This is a genomic window from Nocardia sp. NPDC058519, from assembly GCF_042719755.1.
In the GTDB taxonomy this organism is placed as follows: Bacteria; Actinomycetota; Actinomycetes; order Mycobacteriales; family Mycobacteriaceae; genus Nocardia.
On the sequence record NZ_JBHXNK010000013.1, the window covers coordinates 87953 to 111613 of the forward strand.

24 protein-coding genes are annotated in these 23661 nt (G+C 66.8%); 11 read left to right on the plus strand and 13 right to left on the minus strand.

What is annotated here, in order from left to right:
• Window positions 1–19 precede the first annotated feature (19 nt).
• Complete coding sequence (locus ACFWPK_RS16715) at window positions 20–1216, minus strand: MFS transporter (protein WP_378916475.1); 1197 nt, start codon at window positions 1214–1216, stop codon at window positions 20–22.
• Window positions 1217–1407: 191 nt separating this feature from the next.
• On the opposite strand from ACFWPK_RS16715, the gene ACFWPK_RS16720 reads away from it, so the two are divergent.
• Window positions 1408–3468 carry a prolyl oligopeptidase family protein gene (locus ACFWPK_RS16720; RefSeq protein ID WP_378916478.1) on the plus strand — a complete coding sequence of 687 codons (2061 nt, stop codon included), beginning with the start codon at window positions 1408–1410 and terminating at the stop codon, window positions 3466–3468.
• A 21-nt stretch (window positions 3469–3489) separates the two neighbouring features.
• On the opposite strand, the gene ACFWPK_RS16725 is transcribed toward ACFWPK_RS16720, so the two are convergent.
• The gene (locus tag ACFWPK_RS16725; RefSeq protein WP_378916480.1) at window positions 3490–4359 is read right to left on the minus strand and encodes an alpha/beta fold hydrolase; all 870 of its coding nucleotides are present in this window, start codon (window positions 4357–4359) and stop codon (window positions 3490–3492) included.
• Complete coding sequence (locus ACFWPK_RS16730) at window positions 4359–4991, minus strand: TetR/AcrR family transcriptional regulator (RefSeq protein WP_378916482.1); 633 nt, start codon at window positions 4989–4991, stop codon at window positions 4359–4361. Before ACFWPK_RS16730 ends, ACFWPK_RS16725 begins: the two co-directional genes overlap by 1 nt.
• Before the next feature lie 545 nt (window positions 4992–5536).
• Here ACFWPK_RS16730 and ACFWPK_RS16735 point away from each other — a divergent pair.
• Complete coding sequence (locus ACFWPK_RS16735) at window positions 5537–5989, plus strand: SRPBCC family protein (RefSeq protein ID WP_378916485.1); 453 nt, start codon at window positions 5537–5539, stop codon at window positions 5987–5989.
• Between the two features lie 51 nt (window positions 5990–6040).
• Here the strand turns inward: ACFWPK_RS16735 and ACFWPK_RS16740 are convergent, their stop codons facing one another.
• The gene (locus ACFWPK_RS16740; RefSeq protein WP_378916487.1) at window positions 6041–6490 is read right to left on the minus strand and encodes a MarR family winged helix-turn-helix transcriptional regulator; all 450 of its coding nucleotides are present in this window, start codon (window positions 6488–6490) and stop codon (window positions 6041–6043) included.
• 82 nt (window positions 6491–6572) lie between these two features.
• Here ACFWPK_RS16740 and ACFWPK_RS16745 point away from each other — a divergent pair, with 82 nt between their 5' ends.
• On the plus strand, window positions 6573–7550 hold the full coding sequence (locus tag ACFWPK_RS16745) for an SMP-30/gluconolactonase/LRE family protein (RefSeq protein ID WP_378916670.1): 978 nt from the start codon (window positions 6573–6575) through the stop codon (window positions 7548–7550).
• Here ACFWPK_RS16745 and ACFWPK_RS16750 read toward each other — a convergent pair.
• Complete coding sequence (locus ACFWPK_RS16750) at window positions 7537–8316, minus strand: alpha/beta fold hydrolase (protein ID WP_378916490.1); 780 nt, start codon at window positions 8314–8316, stop codon at window positions 7537–7539. The genes ACFWPK_RS16745 and ACFWPK_RS16750 overlap by 14 nt on opposite strands.
• A 76-nt stretch (window positions 8317–8392) precedes the next feature.
• Between ACFWPK_RS16750 and ACFWPK_RS16755 the strand changes: the two genes are divergently transcribed.
• Window positions 8393–9079 (plus strand): ZIP family metal transporter, encoded by a 687-nt coding sequence (locus ACFWPK_RS16755; RefSeq protein WP_378916493.1) that lies wholly within the window; start codon window positions 8393–8395, stop codon window positions 9077–9079.
• A gap of 106 nt (window positions 9080–9185) precedes the next feature.
• Window positions 9186–9986, plus strand: a complete 801-nt coding sequence (locus tag ACFWPK_RS16760; protein WP_378916496.1) for a DUF6585 family protein — start codon at window positions 9186–9188, stop codon at window positions 9984–9986.
• Window positions 9987–10006: 20 nt separating this feature from the next.
• Here the strand turns inward: ACFWPK_RS16760 and ACFWPK_RS16765 are convergent, their stop codons facing one another.
• From ACFWPK_RS16765 to ACFWPK_RS16775, 3 genes are all read right to left on the minus strand, one after another.
• Window positions 10007–10342 carry a hypothetical protein gene (locus ACFWPK_RS16765; RefSeq protein WP_378916498.1) on the minus strand — a complete coding sequence of 112 codons (336 nt, stop codon included), beginning with the start codon at window positions 10340–10342 and terminating at the stop codon, window positions 10007–10009.
• Window positions 10343–10429: 87 nt separating this feature from the next.
• Entirely contained in the window at window positions 10430–12055 is a 1626-nt protein-coding gene (gene groL / locus ACFWPK_RS16770; protein WP_378916501.1) for a chaperonin GroEL, read from the minus strand.
• 245 nt (window positions 12056–12300) lie between these two features.
• A complete protein-coding gene (locus ACFWPK_RS16775; protein ID WP_378916503.1) occupies window positions 12301–13032 on the minus strand; it encodes a Clp protease N-terminal domain-containing protein in 732 nt (243 codons plus the stop codon).
• 72 nt (window positions 13033–13104) lie between these two features.
• Between ACFWPK_RS16775 and ACFWPK_RS16780 the strand changes: the two genes are divergently transcribed.
• Window positions 13105–14337: a hypothetical protein gene (locus ACFWPK_RS16780; protein WP_378916505.1), complete on the plus strand. Its 1233-nt coding sequence runs from the start codon at window positions 13105–13107 to the stop codon at window positions 14335–14337.
• Between the two features lie 18 nt (window positions 14338–14355).
• Here ACFWPK_RS16780 and ACFWPK_RS16785 read toward each other — a convergent pair whose 3' ends face one another.
• The 5 genes from ACFWPK_RS16785 to ACFWPK_RS16805 form a co-directional block, all read right to left on the minus strand.
• Complete coding sequence (locus ACFWPK_RS16785) at window positions 14356–15438, minus strand: NAD(P)/FAD-dependent oxidoreductase (protein WP_378916507.1); 1083 nt, start codon at window positions 15436–15438, stop codon at window positions 14356–14358.
• 84 nt (window positions 15439–15522) lie between these two features.
• Window positions 15523–16398 carry an RNA polymerase sigma-70 factor gene (locus ACFWPK_RS16790; RefSeq protein WP_378916509.1) on the minus strand — a complete coding sequence of 292 codons (876 nt, stop codon included), beginning with the start codon at window positions 16396–16398 and terminating at the stop codon, window positions 15523–15525.
• A gap of 96 nt (window positions 16399–16494) precedes the next feature.
• Entirely contained in the window at window positions 16495–17364 is an 870-nt protein-coding gene (locus tag ACFWPK_RS16795) for a CDP-alcohol phosphatidyltransferase family protein (protein ID WP_378916512.1), read from the minus strand.
• Window positions 17361–18074, minus strand: coding sequence for a phosphatidylserine decarboxylase (locus ACFWPK_RS16800; RefSeq protein WP_378916514.1), 714 nt, complete (start codon window positions 18072–18074; stop codon window positions 17361–17363). The genes ACFWPK_RS16795 and ACFWPK_RS16800 overlap by 4 nt, the downstream gene beginning before the upstream one ends.
• A 70-nt stretch (window positions 18075–18144) precedes the next feature.
• The gene (locus ACFWPK_RS16805; RefSeq protein WP_301903856.1) at window positions 18145–18417 is read right to left on the minus strand and encodes a GlsB/YeaQ/YmgE family stress response membrane protein; all 273 of its coding nucleotides are present in this window, start codon (window positions 18415–18417) and stop codon (window positions 18145–18147) included.
• Window positions 18418–18655: 238 nt separating this feature from the next.
• Here ACFWPK_RS16805 and ACFWPK_RS16810 point away from each other — a divergent pair, with 238 nt between their 5' ends.
• The 5 genes from ACFWPK_RS16810 to ACFWPK_RS16830 all read left to right on the plus strand — a co-directional run bounded on the left by ACFWPK_RS16810 (window position 18656) and on the right by ACFWPK_RS16830 (window position 23653).
• A complete protein-coding gene (locus ACFWPK_RS16810) occupies window positions 18656–19684 on the plus strand; it encodes a beta-ketoacyl-ACP synthase III (protein WP_378916516.1) in 1029 nt (342 codons plus the stop codon).
• A gap of 191 nt (window positions 19685–19875) precedes the next feature.
• Window positions 19876–20067 (plus strand): hypothetical protein, encoded by a 192-nt coding sequence (locus ACFWPK_RS16815; RefSeq protein WP_378916518.1) that lies wholly within the window; start codon window positions 19876–19878, stop codon window positions 20065–20067.
• A gap of 34 nt (window positions 20068–20101) precedes the next feature.
• Window positions 20102–21769, plus strand: a complete 1668-nt coding sequence (locus ACFWPK_RS16820) for an FAD-dependent oxidoreductase (RefSeq protein ID WP_378916521.1) — start codon at window positions 20102–20104, stop codon at window positions 21767–21769.
• Between the two features lie 77 nt (window positions 21770–21846).
• Complete coding sequence (locus ACFWPK_RS16825; protein ID WP_378916523.1) at window positions 21847–23313, plus strand: ATP-binding protein; 1467 nt, start codon at window positions 21847–21849, stop codon at window positions 23311–23313.
• Complete coding sequence (locus ACFWPK_RS16830) at window positions 23306–23653, plus strand: UBP-type zinc finger domain-containing protein (protein ID WP_378916525.1); 348 nt, start codon at window positions 23306–23308, stop codon at window positions 23651–23653. Before ACFWPK_RS16825 ends, ACFWPK_RS16830 begins: the two co-directional genes overlap by 8 nt.
• Window positions 23654–23661 lie beyond the last annotated feature (8 nt).

Consider the following 23661-nt stretch of genomic DNA (forward strand, 5'->3'; position numbering starts at 1 on the left):
GATGGCGCGGGGAGTACCGCTACTCGACGGCGTGCAGCTTGAACGCGGTGTAGGCCAGCGCGGCCAATGCGGTCGCGGCCAGCAGCAGCAGGCCGACGGTGTAGCTGTTGCTCGCCTCGTCGTAGGTCATGCCCATGATCAGCGGCGGGAAGTAGCCGCCGAGTCCGCCCGCGGCCGACACGATGCCGGTGACGCTGCCGACGCTCTGCGCGGGCGTTCGCCGCGCCACCCAGGCGAACACGCCACCCGTCCCGACCCCGAGGAACAGCGCGAGGGTGATGAACGTGGCCGCCGAGGCGAGGTCGGCAGGCGGTTTGAACGAGGCCACCACCGCCATCGCCGCGGTGCCCGCCAGCGAGACGATCACGATGTACTTCGGCGCGATGCGGTCCGAGAGCGCGCCGCCGATCGGGCGCGCGATCACCGCGGCGAGTGCGAAGGCCGCGGTGCGGCTGCCCGCGTCGACCGCGGAGAAGCCGTAGATGTGCTTGATGTAGGTCGGCAGATACGAGCTGAAGGCGACGAACCCGCCGAACACCACCGCGTACAGGAACGACATCTCCCAGGTGACACCCAGCTTCATCGCGGCCCGCAGCTTGGGCAGCACCGGGTCGGTGTTCGGGGTGAAATCCGGCGAGTTCCGCATGAACAGGATGCACAGCACCGCGGTCACCGCGAGCGCGGCCGCCACGATCAGGTGGGTGGGCAGCAGCCCGAACCAGCGGACGAACCGGGGTGTGAAGAACGCCGACACCGCGGTGCCCACCATGCCCGCGCCGAACACACCGGTCGCGAAACCGCGGCGGGCAGGCACGTACCAGGAGTTCGCGAACGGGATGCCGACGGCGAAGATGGTGCCGGGGATACCGAGCAGGAAGGCGAACACCAGCATCAGCGGGTAGGACTCGATGCTGCCCGCGATGCCGACCGCGACAACCGGCACGATCGAGGCCAGCGAGACCCCGATGAACATCGAGCGGCCGCCGATACGGTCGGTGAGCGCGCCGGACACGATTCGGCCCAGCGAGCCGACGAGAATCGGCATCGCCACCATGATCGAGGCCGCCATGCTGCTGAGTGCCATCTTGTCGGCGTAGTTCGGCGAGAGGGGGCCGATGAGGTTCCACGCCCAGAAGTTGATGGCCGAAACCCAGGTGGCCAGGGCGAGATTGAGGGTCGGGGACCCGGTCCGTACCGCTGCCTGTAGCGAGGTCACCAACCCAGGAGAACACACTCCCCCGAACCTGCCCGGACAACACGCAACAAGATGGCAACCATCGAATGCTCTACTGCTACCTGCGCATAGAGAACATGGAATCCGTGCACAGGCCGCTGTCGATCCCCTGCAGCAAACCATCGAACACCACGGGTGTGAATGTGGTCGGCCACATCGGCAACAATGTGGGGATGAGCGGCGTTGAGCGATGCGTGACCGATCCCTATCTCTGGCTCGAGGACGTGACCGACGAGGGCGCGCTGGACTGGGCGCGCGCCCGCAACGACGTGGTGGGCCACCGGTTCGCCGCCACCGACCGATTCGCCGACATGGAGCGTCGCGTACTGGCGATGCTCGACGACGACACCAAGATCGCCTACCCCGGCAGGCGTGGCCCGTGGCTGTACAACTTCTGGCGTGATGCGCAGCATCAGCGCGGACTGTGGCGGCGCACGACGTTCGAGTCCTACGCCACCGATGAGCCCGAGTGGGATGTGCTGATCGATGTCGACGCGCTGGCCGAGGCCGACGGGGAGAACTGGGTGTGGTCGGGTGCCGCGGTGCTGCGGCCCTCGCAGGAGCGCGCCATCATCCATCTGTCCCGCGGCGGTGCCGACGCAGGCGTCGAGCGCGAATTCGACTTGATCACCAGGCAATTCATCGCCCCGGAGGACGGCGGGTTCTACTTGCCGGAGGCCAAGTCGCGCATCGGCTGGATCGACGCCGACACCGTCTACGTCGGCACCGATTTCGGACCAGGATCGCTCACCGACTCCGGATACCCGCGCATCGCCAAGCGGTGGCGACGTGGCACGGAATTGTCCACAGCCGAAACGGTGTACGAGGGCAAGCCGAGCGACGTCTCGATCGGCGCCGGATACGACCGCCACCCCGGCTACGAGCGCCACTACCTGCACCGTTCGACGGACTTCTTCAACAGCGAGGTGTCGCTGCTCGACGACGGCGAATGGCGCCTCATCGAAACCCCCACCGACGCGGACGTCGACTGGTACCGCGACTGGTTGCTCGTGCGCCTGAAGACCGAATGGACACCGGCCGACACCACCTACGCCCCCGGCAGCCTGCTGGTCACCGACCTGAACGACTTCCTCGCCGGTTCGCGGGAGTTCGAGGTTCTCTTCGCCCCCGACCCGCACACCTCGTTGGAATCGTGGGGATGGACCGAGAACCACCTGATCCTGACCACCCTGCAAGATGTGCAGACCGGATTCCGGGTTCTCACTCCCGGCCCGGACGGGTGGACGACCATCAAGCTCACCGACTCCCCCGCGATGTCCTCCACCTCGGTCAACAACCTCGACCCACTCGAGGGCGGCGACGAATTCATGCTCACCACCACCGGTTTCACCACCCCGACCACACTGCTGAGCAGCGCCATCGGCGAAACCGCGGTGACCTTGAAGCAGGCGCCCGGCTACTTCGACGCCACCGGCATCGAGACCGAGCAGTTCTTCGCCACCTCCGACGACGGAACCGCGGTGCCCTACTTCGTGATTCGGCATCGTGACCGCCGCGGCACTCCGGGCCCGACGATCATGAACGGGTACGGCGGTTTCGAAATCTCCAAGACCCCCGCCTATCTCGGCTCCGCGGGCATGAACTGGCTCGAACGCGGCGGCACCTACGTGATGACCAACATCCGCGGCGGCGGCGAGTACGGCCCCGAATGGCACACCGCCGCACTGAAAGAGCATCGCCACCGCGCCTTCGAGGACTTCGCCGCGGTCGCCCGCGACCTGGTCACCCGTGGCATCACCACCCCCGATCGGCTCGGCGCGATCGGCGGCAGCAACGGCGGTCTGCTGATGGGCGTGATGCTCACCCGCTACCCGGATCTGTTCGGCGCCATCGTCTGCCAGGTACCGCTGCTGGACATGAAGCGCTATCACCTGCTGCTGGCCGGTGCGTCGTGGGTCGCCGAATACGGCGACCCGGACAAGCCGGAGGAATGGGCCTACATCAGCGAGTACTCGCCGTACCAGAACACCGACACCGGCAAGCAGTACCCGCCGATCCTGCTCGCCACCTCCACCCGCGACGACCGGGTCCATCCCGGCCATGCGCGAAAGATGGCCGCGCTCCTCGAGTCGCAGGATCGCACCGTCTGGTACTACGAGAACATCGAGGGTGGTCACGGCGGTGCCGCCGACAACAAGCAGTCGGCGTACCTGTCCGCGCTGGTCTACGAGTTCTTCATCCAGATGCTGATCGAGGGCCGCCGCTCGGCCTGAGCCTGGGCGGTCCGCACCGGATCAGCGGTCGCGCAACCACTTCTCCACCGCGTCGACGGTGGAGTCCGGATTGGTGATCCAGCCGATGTGCCCCAGGGCCTCCGGCTGGAACCACCGGGTGATCTGCGCACCGGTCAGCTTGCCGAGCAGGTGGTCGGCGGAGGTCTGTGGGGCCATTTCGTCACCGGCGACGGTGATCGACAGGACCGGGAACTTCAGCCGCGACATCCGCTCGTCGTAGTCGATATCGGCACCGACGGGCACGAAGCGCCCGGTGCGCGCCAGCCTGGCCCAATCCGACATGAGCACTTTGGACTGCCTGCCGTACGCGCGCTTGCCGAGCAGGTCCCCCGGCCAGAAACCGGCCAGGTTCGACGCGACCGCCACCGCGGCGGTACCGACCAGCACACCCGGACCGAGAACACCGCGAAACCCACGGAAATACGGCGTGCCGGAAGCGACCAGGATCAGACCACCGAGCCTGCCGCGCACCCGAGCCGCGTACATCGCCGAGAGCTGCCCGCCCATGCTGTGGCCGAGCAGGTACGGCGTGCTGGCCGGGAACCGGTTGCGCACCGCGGCCAGCATCGCCGGAAAGTCCACCGAGACCAATTCCTGGTAGCCGTAAGAACTTCCCGCATCAGGACGAGGTTTACTCGCGCCCTGACCTCGCAGTTCGCCGATGGCGACGTCGAATCCGCAGGCGGCGAGCCGGTGTCCGAAATACTCGTAGTACTCCCCTGGCACGGCCAGGCCGGGCACGATGACCACGACCGGGCGTGGTGTGTCCGCGGTGACCGGATGCCGGTGTGCACCGGTGGCCGGAATGAGCCGCACCGGCAGGGTGCTGCCGTCGGGTACCTGGATCGGGACGATCTCGACCCGCGGCATCAGGCCCCGACCGCGCCCAGGATCACCCTGCTCAGCACCTTGATCACTTCGTCGAGCGGAGGACGCGGATCGCTGCCGCTCCAGCCGTCGACGACATAGTTCACCGCGCCGATGATCGCGAGCACCCGCAGTTCGTAGTCGCCGGGCGGGATTTCGCCGTGCATGGCCGCGTCCTCGGCGGCGCTGGCCAGCAACGACCCCCACACGCGACGCAACTCGAGCCGGAACTTCTCGACCTTGGGGCCCGCTCCGACCACTTCGACCAGCGCCACCCGCGCCTTGCGTGGATCGTTGCCGATCGACTCGACATAGGCCCGCACGGCCGCGTCGATCTGCTCGAGCACGGTCGCCTCGGACTTGTCCTCGAGTGCGGTGGCCACCGCCTCGCGTGAATGCCGATCGATCTGCTCGTACAGCTCCAGCAGCAGGGACTCGCGGCCGGTGAACTCCTCGTAGAACTGTCGAGACGACAGCCCCGCGTCCTTACAGATAGCACCGACCGAACTGTTGGCATACCCATCGCGCGCGAAGACCGTAAGGCCTGACTCCAGAAAACGCGCACGCCGCTGGCGTTGCCGGTCCTCTACGGGTTGCCCGGCATACATTCGTCCCGTATTCGCATCCTGTGACATTGTCGCTGACAATACCGAAGGGCCTGATCCCCTCGTCATGGATCAGGCCCAACGGCTGCCCATTCGGCCAACCGCGCGTTAGCCGAAAGTTGGCTACAGTCGCATCAATTCCCGGAGGTCTGCGCCGAACCGCTGCTGAGCGAGCTGGTGAGCAGTCCGAGCAGCAGGGTCAGAATGTTGCCGTCGCTGCCGTCATCAGTGATGTTGTAAAGCATGTGTCACTCCAAGTCGATGTTTTGTGACTTCGTCGTCACCGGCCATTTGCCGTCTCGGACGATACCCAGACACAATGTGAAGTGGAGGTGTTTTAAAGGAATTCTCTAGAATTTTTTCCAAAGGACGCAAGACCCGAGAAGTTCGGTCTCACCTAGGGCACCAGCCCGGGACTACCGACATGTGAAACGCGAGTGTACCGACGCGAAAGCCCCGCCTTCGCGGTATCGGGAAGTACCAACGGACAAGATCCGCCTAGGGGCGGAGGTCGGGCGCGGTCACGGTGCTTATGCTGAGCGTGACAGCCCGTCACGTTTACCCCGGAGGCAACGTTGCCGAACACTCTCGAAGCCAGCATCGACATCGCCGCATCGCCGGAAAAGGTCTGGTCGGTGCTCGCCGACCTGCGCCGCATGCCCGAGCTCAGCCCGACGACGTTGAAGATGGTCGCGGTCGGTGGCGTCCGCGACGGCGCGTTCACCGTCAATGTCAACAAGGTCGGCTGGAAGATCTACCCGACCACCTCACGCATCGTGCGCTTCGAGCCGAACAAGGCACTGGCGTTCCGGATGAACGAGAACCGCACGACCTGGGCCTACGAGCTCGAACCGACCGCCACCGGCACCCGCGTCGTCGAGACGCGCACGGTCGACGTCAAGGGCTTGCCCGGCTGGCTGCGTGGAACGATCAAGGTCGCCATGGGCGGCGAGGAGAAGTTCGAGGCCGACCTGGTCTCGGGGATGCACGAAACGCTGAGCAAGGTGAAGGTCGCCGCCGAGCGCTGACCTCGATCATCTTGTGAGCCCGCCGGAACCTTCCGGCGGGCTCTTTTTTCGTCACGGCAGGTCGTCGCGAATCGCGTCGAGTGCCTGCGCGGCGCGCGTGAGCGACTCCTGCACCGCCGCGAGTTCGGCCGTGCTGAATTGCTCGGCCAGTGCGCGTTCCACCGCGATCGCGCGGGCGTCGGCGTCGTTCATCACCGCCCGCCCCTCCTCGGTCAGGCGGGTTTCCAGCACGTTCTTGTGCCACTCGTGCGGGGTGCGGTCGACCAGGCCCCGGTCCTGCAGATTGGTCAGGACGGTGTTCATCGTCGGCGGGGTGACGCCGGCCAGCCGGGCCAGCGCCGCGGCCGAGATACCGGGATTCTCCGCGAGGTGCAGCAGCGCGCTGTACTGCGGGACGGTGAGCCCGGCGGGTTTCAGCGCGGCCGTCTTCGTCGCGATCAGGGCTTGCTCGGCGCGCTTGATATACGTGCCGAGCCTCTCGGCGGCGGACATGGACGTCATGCGGTGCATGGTATCCGCCCATCACTTCATAATGCCCTTGACGATCATAACGACTCTAATCTATCTTACTGCCTATCGCTTGATGCTTGTCATTACATCACTGAGAGGCTTTATTATGTTGAGAACCGTCGCCGTTGCCGCCGCGTGCCTGGCCATGACCGCGTGCGGGACCTCGCCCGCCACACCCACATTGAGCACCGCGTATGAACTGCCAGGCGATGCCGTGTATCCCGAGGGCATCGGCTTGGACGCGCGTAACGGTGACACCTACGTCGGGTCGTTCGCGGACGGTGCGGTGTATCGCGCGGCAGCCGACGCTTCGCGCGCCGAGGTGTTCCTGCCCGCGGGCGCCGACGGCAGGAAGACTGCGAACGGTCTGAAGGTCGATCGGAGCGGTCGGCTGTGGGTGATCGATTCCGGTGTGGGCGTGAGTGTTTACGACACCGGGTCACGTGCGCTGCTCGCACGGTTCGAAGTGCCCGGTGACGCACCGCGTTTCGTCAACGACCTGGATTTCGGCGCGGACGGGTCTGCCTATCTGACCGATAGCGTGCGAAATGTCGTCTACAAGGCGGCAATCGGTGTCGGCAGTGAACTGACCGTCGCCTACGACCTGACCGCTGCGCTCGGGCCGCGCGATCCGAAGGTGTTCGAGCTCAACGGAATTGTCGCCGACCCGGCCGGGAAGTATCTGATCGTCGTCGCCATGTCAGCGGCCCAGCTGTATCGCATCGACCTCACCGGCGGCACCGACCCGATCCGGAAGGTATCGCTGACCGGTGGCGACGCGCGCCACGGCGACGGGTTGGACCTGCGCGATGACACCCTGTGGATAGTCCACAACCTCGACAACACCATCAGCCGCTGGACTCTCGCCGACGACGGCGCAACCGCCACCCGCACCGGCGAATTCCACGATCCCGCACTGAATGTTCCTACGACGATGGTGCATTCGGGCGAGCGGGCGCTGATCGTGTCATCGCAGTTCGACAAGGGTGGTCCGCTGGGGCAGGCGGGCACACCGGGGACGTTCGTGGTTTCGGCGGTCAGCGGGTTCTAGTGATGAATTCGCGGAGGACGGAGACGAATTCGTCCGGTTGCTCGACCTGGGGCGAGTGGCCGGCGTGTTCGACGAGGTGTGTGTCAGCGCCCGCGGCGGCGAAGCGGGCGAGGGTCGCGGTGCTGTCGTAGAGGTAGTCGTGGCGGCCGTGGATGGCTAGGACGGGCTGGTCCAGGGCCTGTACGCGGGTGTCGAGGGGCTGTGCGGCGAGGTCGTCGGCTCGGGCGCCCGTTGCGTAGGCGAGACCAGCGGGGAGGGTGGCGCGGAAGTCACGGACCAGCGCGTCGGCCAGCCCCGGTGCCGAGTCGTAGCGGAAGCGGGGCGCGAAGGCCGATCGGCTCGCCAGCCGGATCACCGGTCCGGGTGTCCACCGTTGTGCCAGGCGCACCGCCCACGGGCGGACAACCCACTTGGCGGCGGCCGGGATCTTGGCGGCCCGGTAGTCCGGGGCTTGGCCGACGACCACCACGCGGGCGATGCGGTTCGAGACAGCGGCGAGTTCCAACGCGATCTCGGCGCCGAACGAATGGCCCACCGCGGTCACGTCGGTGAGGTCGAGGTCGTTCATGAGTTCGATGAGCGGGGCGGTGCGGGCGGCGGCGCTGAAGTCGCCGTCGGCGCCGAGTTCGTGCGCATCGACCCGGATCACCCGGAAGTCGCCGCTCATCCGCTCGGCGGCGGCAGCGAACCAGTCGACCGAGCCCGGGATGCCGTGGATGAACACGATCGCGGGCGCGGTGGGTTCGCCCTCGTCCAGAAACAACACGTCAACCACCCTAATCGGCGCAGGCGCGCCAGGTTCCCGGCGTTTCGCGCACGGCGGGTCGAATAGGCTCTGGCCCATGCCCACCGCCCTGCTGTACGGCCTCGGCACCGCGGTCCCGCTGCTGATCGGGGTCGCGGTGGGACTTCGGTGGACGCTGCCGAAGGCCGTGCTCGCCGCGATGATGGCATTCGGTGCCGGAACGATGATCGCGGCGATGTCGGAGGAGCTCTTCGCGCCCGCCTTCCGTCGCGACGGTCCGCTGATCGCCGGTGCTGCGCTGTTCGCCGGTGCGGGGGTGTACGTGGTCGCCAACCACCTCATCGAGAACAAGCTGGGACCCGCCGCGATCGGCTGGGCATTGCTGCTGGGGACCGTGCTCGACGGCGTGCCGGAGAACCTCGCTCTCGGCGTATCCCTCAGTGGCGGAGGCGGATTCGTATTGCTGGTCGCGATCGCGGCGGGCAATGTGCCCGAAGCGCTCAGCGGGGCGGTACTGATGCGCGAGCAGCACGGGTTCGAGACGGCCCGGACCTTCGCGCTGTGGGCGGTGACAGCCTCGGTGCTCGTCGCGGTGACCGTGCTGGGCAACGGTTTCGCGGGTTCGGTGTCGACGACGGCGATCAGCGTGGTGCAAGCCTTCGCAGGCGGCGCGACGATCGCGGTGCTGGCCGACTCGCTCATTCCCGAGGCCTATCGCGAAGGCGGCTGGTGGGTCGGGATGGCAACCGCGGCAGGATTCTTCGTCGCTTTCGCCATCGGCTGAACCATTCCGCCCGGTCGCGGCCAGAATTTCCGAACCATACCGGTGGCAATATTCCGCCGGTTCGCATACGCTTCGCCGCGGATGAAAACGCCTCATGGAGGGACGAGTGATCACTCCGAACAGGCCGGAGGACGTAGCCGATACGCGGCACGCGGTGCCGTTGACCCAACTGATACACCTGATGGCGGAGTATCAGCACCTCGGCGCGCACCGTGACACCTTTCTCGCCACCCCCGCCGACGACACCTTCGTGCGCGGCTGCGGCATCGTGGCGGGCTGTATCGCCACCATCGGCGTCATCGTCGGCGCTGTGGGCGCATGGCAAGGCGGTATCACCCTGCTGGTGATCGCTGCCGCGCCCGTGCTCCTCGCACTGCGCCGTGGCGTGATCAACCGGCAGAACCGCGCCGCCCGCATCGACCTGTTCGACCACGGCGTCACCGTCTACCGATCGGGTCAGCGCGTGGCCGGATTCCGTTGGGACAGCACCGAAGTGCGTCAGCACTCGATTCCCTTCCACGACACCACCCCGGTCACCTACCTGCTGGAACTGTCGGGCCCCGGCGGTGTCGAGGCGACCATCGACGAAGAGGGTTTCGCCCGCGCCCGCGAATGGGCCCGCGCCATCCAATCCGCCGTCACCGCAACCCAACTCCCCGCCGCGGTAGCCGCCATCGACAACGGCGAAACCGTCCCCTTCGGCGACCTCGCCCTCTCCCTCGACGCCCTCACCTTCCGCGCGGAAGCCCTGTCCTGGGAAGACATCCAGCTCATCGACGCCCGCAGCGGCCACATCCGCATCAAACTCTCCGGCATGTGGATGTCCCTGGCCCCCGTCAGCACCATCCCCAACTTCTACATCTTCAACGAACTGGCCGAGCGCCTGCGGTTGACCCCGGTCGGCTGACCTCCCGCGCGCGGATCGGTCTATTCGCTCGGGTAGGCCTTCTTGGCCAAGTCGCGTATGGCAGAGCAACCTATCCACAACATCACCGCACCGATGATGACCCGCACCGAGTCCAGGACATTGTTGATCATCTTCACGTCCGCGTAGTTGGCGTAGCCGGACTTCGGCATCCCGCACGCGTTATCCCCTGGGGCCATGTCATAGCTGGTGAAATCCAGGACGAGTGGGCTCCAGTCGTGACAGGTGGCCGTACTGTCAGCCAGATCGAGCAGACCCGACAGAATCACCCAGCCGCAAATTATCCCCATCAGTACACAGAACAACCAGTACTTGCGGACCGTGTGGACGATCGCCATGTTCACTCCCCTATTTCATGCCGAAGACCGGCCCACCGAGTGGTGGACCGGTCTTCGTGAATTGCGTTGGGCTAGCTGATCAGGGGATCAGAAGTCCATGCCGCCCATGCCGCCGGTGGGGTCGCCCGCGGGGGCGGACTTCTCCGGCTTGTCGGCGACCACTGCCTCGGTGGTGAGGAAGAGCGCGGCGATGGAGGCCGCGTTCTGCAGGGCCGAGCGGGTGACCTTGACCGGGTCGGCAACGCCGGCGGCCAGCAGGTTCTCGTAGACACCGGTGTCGGCGTTCAGGCCTTCGCCCTCGGGGAGGTTGGAGACCTTCTCGGCCACGACGCCGGGCTCGAGGCCCGCGTTGAAGGCGATCTGCTTGAGCGGAGCCGACAGCGCGACGCGCACGATGTTGACACCGGTCGCCTCGTCAGCGGTCAGGCCGCTGAAGCCGTCGAGCGCGGGGGCGGCCTGCAGCAGCGCGACGCCACCACCGGCAACGATGCCCTCTTCGACGGCGGCCTTGGCGTTGCGCACGGCATCTTCGATGCGGTGCTTGCGCTCCTTGAGCTCGACCTCGGTAGCGGCACCGGCCTTGATCACCGCGACGCCGCCGGCCAGCTTGGCCAGACGTTCCTGCAGCTTCTCACGGTCGTAGTCCGAATCCGAGGACTCGATCTCGGCGCGGATCTGCGCCACGCGGCCCTTGATGGCCTCCGCGTCGCCCGCACCCTCGACGATGGTGGTCTCGTCCTTGGTGATGACGACCTTGCGCGCGGTGCCGAGCAGCTCGATGCCTGCGGTCTCCAGGGAGAGGCCGACCTCTTCGCTGATGACCTCGCCACCGGTGAGGATGGCGATATCGGCCAGCTGGGCCTTGCGACGGTCACCGAAGCCGGGCGCCTTGACGGCGACGGACTTGAAGGTGCCACGGATCTTGTTCACGACCAGGGTCGAGAGGGCTTCGCCCTCGACGTCCTCGGCGATGATCAGCAGCGGCTTGCCGGCCTGGATGACCTTCTCCAGCAGCGGCAGCAGGTCCTTGACGGTCGAGATCTTCGACGACACCAGCAGGATGTACGGGTCCTCGAGGACCGCTTCCTGACGCTCGGGGTCGGTGACGAAGTAACCGGAGATGTAGCCCTTGTCGAAGCGCATACCCTCGGTCAGCTCCAGCTGGAGCCCGAAGGTGTTGCTCTCCTCGACGGTGATGACACCTTCCTTGCCGACCTTGTCCATCGCCTCGGCGATGAGCTGGCCGATGGCCGAGTCGCCCGCGGAGATACCAGCGGTAGCAGCGATCTGCTCCTTGGTGTCGATCTCCTTGGCGGTCTCGAGCAGCTTGGCGGTGACGGCCTCGACGGCCTTCTCGATGCCGCGCTTCAGGCCGAGCGGGTTCGCGCCGGCCGCGACGTTGCGCAGACCTTCACGCACGAGCGCCTGGGCGAGCACGGTAGCGGTGGTCGTACCGTCGCCGGCGACGTCATCCGTCTTCTTGGCGACTTCCTTGACCAGCTCGGCGCCGATCTTCTCGTACGGGTCCTCGAGGTCGATCTCCTTGGCGATGGAAACACCATCGTTGGTGATCGTGGGGGCGCCCCACTTCTTCTCGAGCACGACGTTGCGACCCTTCGGGCCCAGCGTCACCTTGACAGCGTCGGCGAGGGCGTTCAGACCCCGCTCGAGACCGCGACGGGCCTCTTCGTCGTACGCAATTGTCTTGGCCATTGCGTTGAGATCCTCCACATGTCTATGGCTGACACACGAGACGACCACAGGTTGGATCGCCCCAAAGTTACGCTGGCCAGGTGCGGTGCCCGCGACGGACGACCGAGGGTGTCGATGGAACCCGATCTCACCACCCCGACCTGGCACTCAACAGTCACGAGTGCCAAAGCCATTTTTAGCACTCGGGTGACGAGAGTGCAAGGTCGCGCCCGGCGCGCAGGACACACCGGGCGCGACCCGCCCGCTCAGGCCTCGCCGTCGGCCGAAGCCAGGAACTGATTCAGCAACTCGACGAGTTCGGCCTCGACGACGGCCTTGTCAAGGCCCACACCGCTGAGTACGCCCGAGCCGTTCTCCTGTTCCAGCAGAGCCAGCAGGATGTGCTCGGTGCCGATGTAGTTGTGGCCGAGGCGCAGCGCTTCGCGAAAGGTCAGCTCGAGAACCTTCTTCGTGTCACCGTCGAACGGGATGAGGGCAGGCACGTCACCCTCGGCGGCGGGCAGCGAGGCGGTCGCGGCATCGCGCACCGCGTCCAGCGCCACACCCCTGGCGACGATTTCCCGGGCGGCCAGCCCCTCGGACTGACCGATCAGACCCAGGATCAGATGTCCCAGCGCGATCTGGCTACTCCCCGAGGCGCGGGCAGCTTCCTGGGAGCCGACGACCACCTGCCGGGCGCGGTCGGTGAACTTGGCGAAGCCCGCCTGCGGGTCCATGGCGGCCGTATCGCTCGGCCCCTTCGGCACGAACCGTTTCTGGACGGCCTGTTTGCTGACACCCATGCTGGAGCCGATGTCGGTCCAGGAGGCGCCGGAACGGCGGGCCTGGTCGACGAAGTGGCCGATCAGGTGGTCTGCCGTCTCACCGAGGTGATTGGCGGCGACCACGGCGTCGGAGAGTTGGTCGAGGACGTTGTCGGGGCGGGCCTTCTTGATGCCGTCGATGAGGTCGTCGAGGCGGAAGTTCGGAGTGCTCATGCGTCAACTGTAGGTTGACGATGCGGGATCGTCAACGGTTGGTTGACGGTCAATTCCTGGCAGAGTGGCGCCATGGGGAGATTTCGGCGCTGGGCGCCGCGCGTTGCGGGGATCGTCGTGACGGTGGCGTGCCTGGTCGGCGCCGGACGGCTGCTGTGGCCGCAGCCGGGGCTCGACGAGCAGCCGGGGGCCACCGAGCGGCAGCTGGCATTCGTGCGTGACGCACTCGATGAAGGCTCGGATACTGCTGCGCAAGAACTGTTTCCGGAGGGGTACGTCTTCTCGAACGTGCTCTACGGCCTCGCCTGGGTGCAGGCCGCGCACACCGATTCGGGACTGCGCGATGACGCGCTGCGTGAATCACGGTGGGCGCTGGCACGAGTGGAGTCCGACGAGGGGCGCGCGGTTTTCAGCCCTCGATTGCAGCCCGCGTACGGGGTGTTCTGGGCGGGGTGGACCAACTGGTTGCGCGGGGCGATCCTGTCGCTCGATCACTCCGATACCTCGGCGGTGCACCAGTTTTCCGTGCACAGCGCCGAGATCGCGCAGGCGTTCTCGACGGCCGACACGCCATTCCTCCAGGCCTATCAGGGTCAAGCCTGGCCGGTCGATTCGACTGTCGCGATGGCTTCACTTCGCCTGCACGACAAGCTGTTCGGCGCGAAGTACACCGCAGTCATCGACCGTTGGCTGGCGCAGGCCAAGACCCGACTCGACCCCGCGACCGGACTGCTGCCGCATCAGGTTTCCGCGGCCGACGGATCGATGATGACCGGCGCTCGGGCCACCTCGCAGACAGCGATACATCGGTTCCTGCCCGAGATAGATCCGGCGTTCGCGAAGAACCAGTACGCGCTTTTTCGCGATCAATTCCTGTCCTACCCCGGTGGTTTCGGTCCGGCCGTTCGCGAGTATCCGAAGGGGGTCGACGGGAGCGGTGATGTCGATTCCGGGCCGTTGGTCGCCGGGATCAGCCTGTCCGCCACCGTCGTCGCCGTCGGAGCGGCCAGGATGAACGGTGACCGCACCCTGGCGGCCGCGATCGGATCGGAAGGCGAGCTGCTCGGATTGCCGATCGATCTGCCGTGGTCCAAACGCTATGCGTTCGGGCTGTTGCCGATCGGGGATGCGTTCGTGGTGTGGTCGTCGACGGCGCGGCTACTGACCGAGCCGCCGACGGAAGTCGAGCACGAATCACGTTGGTGGTGGCGGCTGCCCTGGCTGGGCGTGCTCGGCCTGGTCGCGATCGCACCGTGGGGGTGGGCATTGGGCCGTCGGGTCCGGACCGCGCTGGGCGCACACTGAGTGTGCGCCCAGCGCGGCTCACCGCAGCCCGACCGTGAAGGCGGTGCCGCGCACGATCAGTTCTTTCATCACCACACCGATTCGACCGGTGAACACCCTGTTCGTCGGGGTGTCGTCCGCCTTGACGAGCTGCAGCACCGCGTCGTTGCGACCGAGGCTGATGCACTGCGCGACGTAGCGGCCGTTCATCGGCTCGGGTTCGCGACCACCCGCCCGCGCCGTGATCGCGCCGACCACGTACTGGCCGGCGGGAATCGCTGTCGCACACGCCATCCGCAGCGGGCGGCCGTCCACACCCGCCATCAGCGCGGCGTCGCCGACGGCGTAGATGTCGGGGTGCGATACCGAGCGCAGCGTGTCGTCGGTGCGGATGCGACCGTCGGCGGCGACCTCGAGGCCCGCACGACGAGCCAGGTCGGGGACGGTGAAACCGGTGGTCCAGACGGTGGTGGCGGCGGGTACCAGGGTGCCGTCCGCGAGCCGGACAGCATCGGGCAGCACCTCGACAACCTTGACACCGGAACGGATTTCGACGCCGAGACGGGTGAGCGCGGCGCGGATCGCCTGGTGCGCGCGCGGCGAGAGCCAGGCGCCGGGATCTTCGGTGCCGAGCAGGCTGATCTGCGAATCCGGCTGCGACTCAGCGAGTTCGGTGGCCAGTTCGATGCCGGTCGGGCCCGATCCGACGATGACAATCTGACCGGACAGCTCCGTCAGGTCTTCGGCGGTGGCGACGAACTTCGCGTGCTCGGCGGCACCGGGCACGGCATTGCGGTCGGCCTGGCTGCCGAGCGCGTAGACGAGGGTGTCGTAGTGCAGCGTCCACTCACCGTCGATGGCGACGATCTTGCGGTCCGGGTCCAGATCGGTGGCCCGTGCCTGGATGAACTCGATGCCCTTGCGTTCCAGCGACTTCCGCAGGTCGAGCCGCTTGACCGGCTGGCCCGCGGCGGCCTGGTGCAGACGCACCCGCTGCACGAATTCGGCGCGGGCGTCCACGACGGTGATCTGGGTGTCGCGAGTCTTCTTCGCGAGGGCGCGGGCCGCGGTGAGTCCCGCGTACCCGGCGCCGAGGACGACGATCCGATGCTGACCGGTCATGATGTGGCTCCTTCTCTCGAAATGCCGACACACACCAGACCGATCAGCAGCCGAGTTCCTGACAGGTTCTCGTCGTGATCTGGATCACACTGCTACGGCGCCCAATTTGACCGGGTTCACGACCGTGCGAACCGCCAGGATCGAACCCGCTTCGTCGAAGTCGAAAACGAGCACGCCGGCCGGGACCTCGTCCTGGAACATGATCAGACTCACGTCGCCGTTGATCTCGGCGAATTCGAACCGCGACGTCGGACTCAGGAAGCGGCGCAGGTTGGACAGGTAGCGCGCGACCACATCGCCGCCGACCACCGGGATCTTGGCGGCGACAACCCGGCCGCCACCATCGGCGACCGACACCACATCGTCGGCGAGCAGTTCGCGCAGGCCGCCCACATCGCCGGTCGAGGCCGCCTGCAGGAACTTCTCGATCATCGTGCGCGCATGCTCGGCCGACACCACGTAGCGCTGTTTGCCGGTGCGCACCCGCTGACCGGCCCGATGGAATACCTGCTGGGTGTTGGCCTCGGTGAGATCGAGCATCTGCGCGATCTCGGCATGCGGGTAGCCGAACGCCTCGCGCAGCACGAATACGGCGCGCTCGATCGGGCTGAGCCGTTCCATCGCGGTGAGCACGGCAAGGGAGACCGACTCGCGTTCCTCGACGGTCCCCAGCGGGCCGAGCGCACCGGCGCCGGTCGGCACCGGCTCCGGCAGCCACTGACCGACGTAGGTCTCGCGCCGGGCGCGGGCCGAAACGAGCTGGGTACGACACAGATTCACGGTGACGGTCGTCAACCACGCTTCGGCATTGGCGATCTCGCCGCGGTCGGCCAGCGCCCACCGCAGATAGATCTCCTGCACGACGTCCTCGGCCTCGCTCGCCGCACCGAACATCCGATATGCCAGCGAGAACAGCCGCTGACGATGCTCCATGAACTCGGCGACGCCGTCGGATTCCACTCGTTGCCCCTTTGCCCGCGGATTCAGTGCCGCAACGGTACCGCCGCACTCCCCGCCGATCACCACGATGTGGGCGCCGTCTCGCGCGGTGAGAACCTAGTCGTCGTTGCGCGGACGACGCAGACGCAACCGCGCGGATCCGCGAATAGCCGGTCGGCGAATCGCGGGCATCCGCCGCTGCGCGCGACGCTGCGCCCGACGCTCAGCGGGCTTGTGCTGCCAGGTCTCCGGCCGTGCAGCCACCCAGCGGGCCGACCGCCAGGCGAACGGGATGTGCGCCAGATACAGCGCGACCAAGATCAGCAGCAGCACGATCGGGTAGGTCACCAGCAGCGCGGCAGCCAACGCGGTCAGAACCAGCAGACCCGCTGCGGCCTGCGGGGCGACGGAGACGGACTTCATCGCCAGGGTCGGGATCGTGCTCACGCACAGCAGCGCGGCGAAGACCGTCCAGGCGGCGACGAAGGCGAAACCGTCCCACCAGCCGTCGCCGAACTGCACCTTCAACGCGATCGGCACCAGCGCGATCAACGCACCTGCGGGCGCGGGCACACCGACGAAGTACTCACGCGCCCAGTTCGGGCGGGAATCGTCGTCGAGCAGGGTGTTGAAGCGGGCAAGGCGCAAGACCAGACTCACCGCGAACAGCAGCGCGACGATCCAGCCCGCGCTGTAGCCGTCGAGCAGGGTCACGTAGATGACCAGCGCGGGCGCGACACCGAAGGAGATGGCGTCCGACAGCGAATCGAGTTCGGCGCCCATCTTGGAAGTGGCGTCGAGCATGCGCGCGAGCCGACCGTCGAGAGTGTCGAGCACGGCGGCCGCGCCGACCATCGCCAACGAGATACCGAGCTCACCGTCGAGCCCGAACTTCACCGCCGACAGGCCCGCACACAGCGCGAGGATGGTGACAACGCTCGGCAGCAGCCGTACCGAGCGGGGACGCTTACGAGCCTGTTCGATCATCCCAGCACAGCCAGGACGGTTTCTGCCCCGATCGTGCGCTGCCCGGGGGCGACCAGCAGTTCGGTGCCGACCGGGAAGTACGTGTCGACGCGAGACCCGAACCGGATCAGGCCGTAGGTGTCGCCGATGGTGAGCAGGTCACCGCCGCGGGCATCGCAGACGATGCGCCGGGCCAGCAGACCGGCGATCTGCACCACGACGACCTGCTTGCCATCGGCGGTGTCGATGACCATGCTGTTGCGTTCGTTGGCGTCGGAGGCCTCCGGCAGATCGGCCGAGAGGAACTTGCCCGGCTGATGCAGCACCTCGCGCACGGTTCCGGACACCGGAACGCGCTGCACGTGCACATCGAGCACCGAAAGGAAGATGCTGACGCGCGGCAACGGCTGATCGCCGAGTCCGAGCTCGACGGGCGGCACCGCGGTGTCGACCAGCGCCACTTCACCGTCGGCGGGCGCGACCACGATGCCCGGCCGGTTCGGCGGCACGCGATGCGGGTGCCGGAAGAAGGCGGCGCACGCGGCGGCCGCGGTCAGACCGGCTCGACGCACCCATTTATTGCGTCCGCCGACGACCGCCACCGCCAACGGCACCGCGACGAACGGCAGTCCGGCGGGATGAAGCGGGGGTACAGCGGCCCGAACCAGGTCGACGACATGGCCGACGGCAGTGGTATCGGGCGTGCCGGACGGGGTGGGGCGGCGTGCCACGGGCTCCCTCTTTCGTGTGATGACTACAAGCGATCACACCTTACGGGAAGCCCGGGGCAAGCACCCGTGGTCAGTGGACCGATTTACGCCCGGTGAACAGCTTCACCAGATACAACAGCACGCAGGCGCCCACCAGACAGGTGATGAAGCTGAAAATCCAGCCCGCGCCCTCGACATCGACGCCGAACAGGCTCAGCACGAAGCCGCCGAGCAGACCGCCGATGACCCCGACGACGATATTGAGCAGGATGCCCTGCTGTGCGTCGGTCTTCATGAACTTGCTCGCGATCCAGCCGGCGAGACCGCCGATGATGATCCAACTGATGATTCCGAGTCCGAGCATGATGTCCTCGATCCCTCGATGGGTCGGCGAGCAATCGCCTTGTCCCCAAGATACCCCCGGCCCTCTTGTGACAATCGACACTCAGATCACAATCTGACGCGCTAATATGAGGAAGCCTCATGTCTCAGCGTTCACATGGTGTCCACGCACGAGTCACGGGCGATGAGGGACAGATTTCGATGCTTCGGGTACACCCAGCGGTGCTGCCGCAGGTTGACAGGTACATAGGAGACGCACAATGGCTGCTCGAATCGCCCAGACGACGGGTGCTGAGCACACCGCGATCCTCGGATTGGGCGTCTACCGCCCAGCTCGGGTGGTCACCAACGACGAGGTCGCAGGACCGATCGACTCCAGCGACGAGTGGATCCGCACTCGATCGGGCATCAAGACCAGGCGCTTCGCCTCGGCCGAGGAAACCATCCAGGCCATGAGTGTCGCCGCCGGGCGCGACGCGATCGCCGCCGCGGGCGTGCAGGTCGAGCAGATCGACTGCGTCATCGTGGCGACGTCGACGAATCTGGTGCTCACCCCCTCCGTGGGCCCGCGCATCGCCACCGACCTCGGCATGACCGGCGCGGCCGCCTTCGACATCGCCGCGGGCTGCGCCGGGTTCTGTCACGCGGTCGGGATGGCATCAGACCTGGTCCGCGCGGGCACCTCGAACCACGTGCTGGTGGTCGGTGTCGAAAAACTCACCGAGACCATCGATTTCACCGACCGCTCGACGGCGTTCCTGTTCGCCGACGGCGCGGGCGCGGTAGTCGTCGGCCCGTCTGCCGAGCAGGGCATCGGCCCGACCGCATGGGGTTCGGACGGCACCCAGCACCACGCCATCCGCCAGTCGAAGGACTGGGCGGAGTTCTTCGCCGAGATCGAGGAGAAGGGCACCGACGCGGTCCGCCCGTACCTCACGATGGAGGGCACCGCGGTGTTCCGCTGGGCCGCGCACTCACTGGAGAAGGTCTGCCGCGAGGCGATCGACCGCGCGGGCCTGACCACCGGCGATCTCGACGCGATGATCCCGCACCAGGCCAACGGCCGGATCATCGAGATCATGGCCAGGGTGCTCGAGCTACCGGAGCACTGCGCGCTCGCCAACGACATCGAGGACTCCGGCAACACCTCGGCAGCATCTGTCCCCCTGGCGATGGAGGCGCTGCTGCGCAAGGGCGAATCGAAGCCGGGCGACACCGCGCTGCTGATCGCCTTCGGTGCCGGGCTTTCCTATGCGGCACAGGTTGTCACCATGCCCGCCTGGAAATAGCTGATCAGCAACTACTCGCGAAACCGGGGTGGCCTGCGCCGAAGCGGGCCGCCGACCGGTTGGCTCGCCGTGTCCACCTTGTCCCACTTGCACCACCTCGGACATGCTGGCAAACTTTTCGCTACCGACATTTGCTGATCTACGAAGCTCAGCCTCCAGCGTTCCCGTCGTCAAACCCGAGGTGATCGGCCGTGAAACTGCGCTCACTCCTGCCACGCAGGCACATCAACGAGGTCCCGCTCCTGCCGAGCATCCACCCCGACGACGCCTTCGCGCTCCCCAGCGCGTTCGTGTCGCGCGGCACCCGTCTCAAACGCGAGGAACGCCTCGAACGTTTGCTCACCCCCACCGAACTAGACCTCGTGCTCCACCGCCAGCTCTGACGACCACCGCACCCCAAGGGGGATACTCGATCGGGTGAGCACTCCCTCGGTAACCAAACCGGCCATTCTGAGCGTTGACGACGACCCCGGCGTTTCCCGGGCGGTCGTGCGCGATCTGCGCCGCCGCTACGGCGCCGACTACCGGATTCTGCGAGCCGAATCGGGGCAGCAGGCGCTGGAGGCGCTGCGGGAGATGAAACTGCGCGGGCAGCCAGTGGCGGTGCTGATCGCCGACTACCGGATGCCCGGTATGGACGGGATCGAATTCCTCGAACAGGCGATGGATCTGCACCCGTACGCGCGTCGGGTGCTGCTCACCGCCTACGCCGACACCGATGCCGCGATCGACGCGATCAATGTCATCGATCTCGACCACTATCTGCTCAAGCCGTGGGATCCGCCGGAGGAGAAGCTGTATCCGGTGATCGACGGGTTGCTCGATGTGTGGCGCAGTGCCGAGCAGCGGCCGGTGTACGAGACCAAGGTCGTCGGTGACCGTTGGTCGCCGCGGTCTTCGCAGGTGCGAGAGTTCTTGGCGCGCAATCAGTTGCCGTATCGGTGGTACCCGGTCGACGAACCGGAGGGCACCCGGTTGCTGGAGGCGGCGGGCGCCGATCCGCTGACCTGTCCGGTGGTGATCACGGCCGCTGGCACCGCGCTGATCCAGCCGACCGACAGCGAGCTCGCCGAAAACGTCGGGCTCACAGTCGAACCCAGTGGGGACTTCTACGATCTGATCGTGGTCGGCGGCGGGCCCGCCGGGCTCGGCGCGGCGGTCTACGGCGCGTCGGAGGGGTTGCGCACGGTGCTGGTGGAGCGCACGGCCACCGGCGGGCAGGCGGGGCAGAGCTCGCGGATCGAGAACTATCTCGGATTTCCCGACGGGGTCTCGGGGTCGCAGCTGGCGGATCGGGCCCGGCGACAGGCGGCGAAATTCGGTGCGGAGATCATCACCACTCGCGATGTGGTCGCGCTCGAGATCAACGGTTCGGCGCGCACGGTGCGGTTCGCCGACGGCGGAAAGCTCTGCGCGCATACGGTTCTGATCGCGACAGGTGTGGACTACCGGCGTCATCCCGCGGCGGGTGTGGACGAATTCACCGGGCGCGGTGTGTATTACGGCTCGGCGATGACCGAGGCGGCCGAGTGCGCCGAGCAGGAGGTCTACATCGTCGGCGGGGCCAATTCGGCCGGACAGGCCGCGGTGTTCCTGTCCCGCAATGCCCGTCGTGTGCACCTGGTTGTCCGGGGCGACTCGCTGGATCGGTCGATGTCGCACTATCTGGTCCAGCAGATCGCGGAGATCCCGAACATCGTGGTGCACACCGAGACCGAGGTGGTCGGCGTCGACGGCGACACGCACCTGGAACGGATCATCCTGCGCGACAACAGCACCAGCACCGAGGACAAGGTCGACGCGCAACGACTGTTCCTGTTCATCGGCGCCGCACCGCAGACCGGCTGGCTCGACGGCGTCGTCACCCGCGACGCCGCCGGATACGTGCTGGCCGGACCCGATCTGATGGTCGACGGCGCGCGACCACCCGGCTGGGAACTGCCGCGCCCACCGCAGCATCTCGAGACCAGCGTGCCAGGGGTGTTCGTCGCGGGCGATGTGCACGCCGAATCCGCCAAGCGGGTCGCCTCGGCGGTCGGTGAAGGCGCGATGGCGGTCATGCTCGTCCACCGGTATCTGGCATGAGAGGTCAGCGGCCGGAGGCGGTAGCGGAGCGTGACCACGCAGGCCGCCCGATCATGCCCATAGAGACGGCCTAGGAGATGAGTTCTTTGATCTGCGATCCGGAAGAACTGCGCACGCTGTTCCTGTTCGAGAAACTCGACGACTCCCAGCTCGCCGAGCTGTGCGCCGTCGGGCGCATCGAGTACGTCGACCCGGGCCCGGTGTTCCGCGAGGGTGAACCGGCGACCTGCTTCTACGTGATGATCGACGGCGAGGTGCGGCTGACCAAGCTGTCCGGTGGGGTGGATATCGAGATCAACCGCACCGACCATCGCGGGGTGTACGCCGGTGCCTGGATGGCGTATCTGGGTGAGCGGGCGAACCAGAACTACAACGGCTCGATGTACGTGCTGCGCCGCTCCCGGTTCCTGGTCATGGACGCGGCGGATTTCTCCCGGATCATGCACGAGTGGTTCCCGATGGCCGTGCACCTGCTCGAGGGCGCGTTCTTCGGCGGGCAGAAGTCCAGCCAGCGGATCGCCGAACGGGAACGGCTGCTCGCCCTCGGATCGCTGTCGGCCGGGCTCACCCACGAGCTCAACAATCCCGCCGCCGCCGCGGTGCGCGCCACCTCGGGCCTGCGTGAACGCGTGGCCGGGATGCGGCACAAGCTCAAGATGATGGCCGAGGGCAAGTTCCCGGCCGACGCGCTGGTCAAGCTCATCGAGTTGCAGGAGCAGGCTGCCGAGCAGGTCGCCAAGGCACCAGACCTCAGCCCGCTGGAAGCGGCAGATCGGGAGGACGCGCTGGCCGACTGGTTCGACGAGCGCGGCATCGCCGACGGCTGGAATCTGGCGCCGACCTTCGTGCAGGCGGGCCTGGACACCGACTGGCTCGAAGGCGTGCACGCCACGCTGGAAGCCTGCAAGGCGCCGGTGTTCGAGGGTGCGGTGCGCTGGCTGAACTACACCATCGAGACCGAGTTGCTGATGAACGAGATCTTCGACTCGACCACCCGCATCTCCACGCTCGTCGGTGCCGCCAAACAGTATTCGCAGATGGATCGCGCGCCCTATCAGGTCGTCGACCTGCACGAACTGCTCGATTCCACCCTGGTGATGCTCAACCGCAAACTCGGTGACGGCGTACACGTGGTGAAGGACTACGACCGCGGCCTGCCGCCGGTCCCCTGCTTCGCCGCCGAACTCAATCAGGTGTGGACCAACCTCATCGACAACGCGGTCTACGCGATGGGTGGCGAGGGCACCTTGACGATCCGCACCTTCAAGGAGAACGACTGCGCCGCCGTGGAAATCGGGGACACCGGGCCCGGCATTCCACCCGAGGCTCGTGGTCGAATCTTCGAGCCGTTCTTCACCACCAAACCGGTCGGCGACGGTACCGGCCTCGGCCTCGACATCTCGTTCCGGATCGTGGTGAACAAGCACAACGGTGACATCCGGGTCGAATCAGAACCCGGCAACACGCGGTTCATCGTCCGCCTGCCCCTGGAGCCGGCGGCGGAGGATGTGAGCACACCTATTACAGGAGGTCAGGATGGCTGAAGCGGGGATCGATCCGAGCGTGCCGCCGAGTGGCGCGGGTTGCGCCGAGTGCGACGAGAGCGGCGGCTGGTGGGTGCATCTGCGCCGCTGCGCCGAATGCGGGCACGTCGGCTGCTGCGACAGCTCCCCCAGCAAGCACGCGACCAAGCACTTCGAGGCCACCTCGCACCCGTTCATGCAGAGCTACGAGCCGGGCGAGGACTGGTTCTACAACTTCTCCAGCGGGGAGATGTACAGCGACGGTCCCGAACTGGCCCCGCCGACCAGCCACCCGACCGATCAGTCCGTCCCCGGCCCGGCCGCCCGCGTGCCCGCCAACTGGCAATCGCTCCTGAGCTGAGCCGCAAA

Bases quoted from the DNA above. Each gene is read 5' to 3' on its own strand.
- ACFWPK_RS16720 (WP_378916478.1), top strand. From the start codon at position 1,408: ATGAGCGGCGTTGAGCGATGCGTGACCGATCCCTATCTCTGGCTCGAG.
- ACFWPK_RS16725 (WP_378916480.1), bottom strand. From the start codon at position 4,359: ATGCCGCGGGTCGAGATCGTCCCGATCCAGGTACCCGACGGCAGCACC.
- ACFWPK_RS16730 (WP_378916482.1), bottom strand. From the start codon at position 4,991: ATGTCACAGGATGCGAATACGGGACGAATGTATGCCGGGCAACCCGTA.
- ACFWPK_RS16740 (WP_378916487.1), bottom strand. From the start codon at position 6,490: ATGACGTCCATGTCCGCCGCCGAGAGGCTCGGCACGTATATCAAGCGC.
- ACFWPK_RS16745 (WP_378916670.1), top strand. From the start codon at position 6,573: ATGCTTGTCATTACATCACTGAGAGGCTTTATTATGTTGAGAACCGTC.
- ACFWPK_RS16755 (WP_378916493.1), top strand. From the start codon at position 8,393: ATGCCCACCGCCCTGCTGTACGGCCTCGGCACCGCGGTCCCGCTGCTG.
- ACFWPK_RS16765 (WP_378916498.1), bottom strand. From the start codon at position 10,342: ATGGCGATCGTCCACACGGTCCGCAAGTACTGGTTGTTCTGTGTACTG.
- groL (WP_378916501.1), bottom strand. From the start codon at position 12,055: ATGGCCAAGACAATTGCGTACGACGAAGAGGCCCGTCGCGGTCTCGAG.
- ACFWPK_RS16775 (WP_378916503.1), bottom strand. From the start codon at position 13,032: ATGAGCACTCCGAACTTCCGCCTCGACGACCTCATCGACGGCATCAAG.
- ACFWPK_RS16780 (WP_378916505.1), top strand. From the start codon at position 13,105: ATGGGGAGATTTCGGCGCTGGGCGCCGCGCGTTGCGGGGATCGTCGTG.
- ACFWPK_RS16785 (WP_378916507.1), bottom strand. From the start codon at position 15,438: ATGACCGGTCAGCATCGGATCGTCGTCCTCGGCGCCGGGTACGCGGGA.
- ACFWPK_RS16795 (WP_378916512.1), bottom strand. From the start codon at position 17,364: ATGATCGAACAGGCTCGTAAGCGTCCCCGCTCGGTACGGCTGCTGCCG.
- ACFWPK_RS16805 (WP_301903856.1), bottom strand. From the start codon at position 18,417: ATGCTCGGACTCGGAATCATCAGTTGGATCATCATCGGCGGTCTCGCC.
- ACFWPK_RS16810 (WP_378916516.1), top strand. From the start codon at position 18,656: ATGGCTGCTCGAATCGCCCAGACGACGGGTGCTGAGCACACCGCGATC.
- ACFWPK_RS16825 (WP_378916523.1), top strand. From the start codon at position 21,847: ATGAGTTCTTTGATCTGCGATCCGGAAGAACTGCGCACGCTGTTCCTG.
- ACFWPK_RS16830 (WP_378916525.1), top strand. From the start codon at position 23,306: ATGGCTGAAGCGGGGATCGATCCGAGCGTGCCGCCGAGTGGCGCGGGT.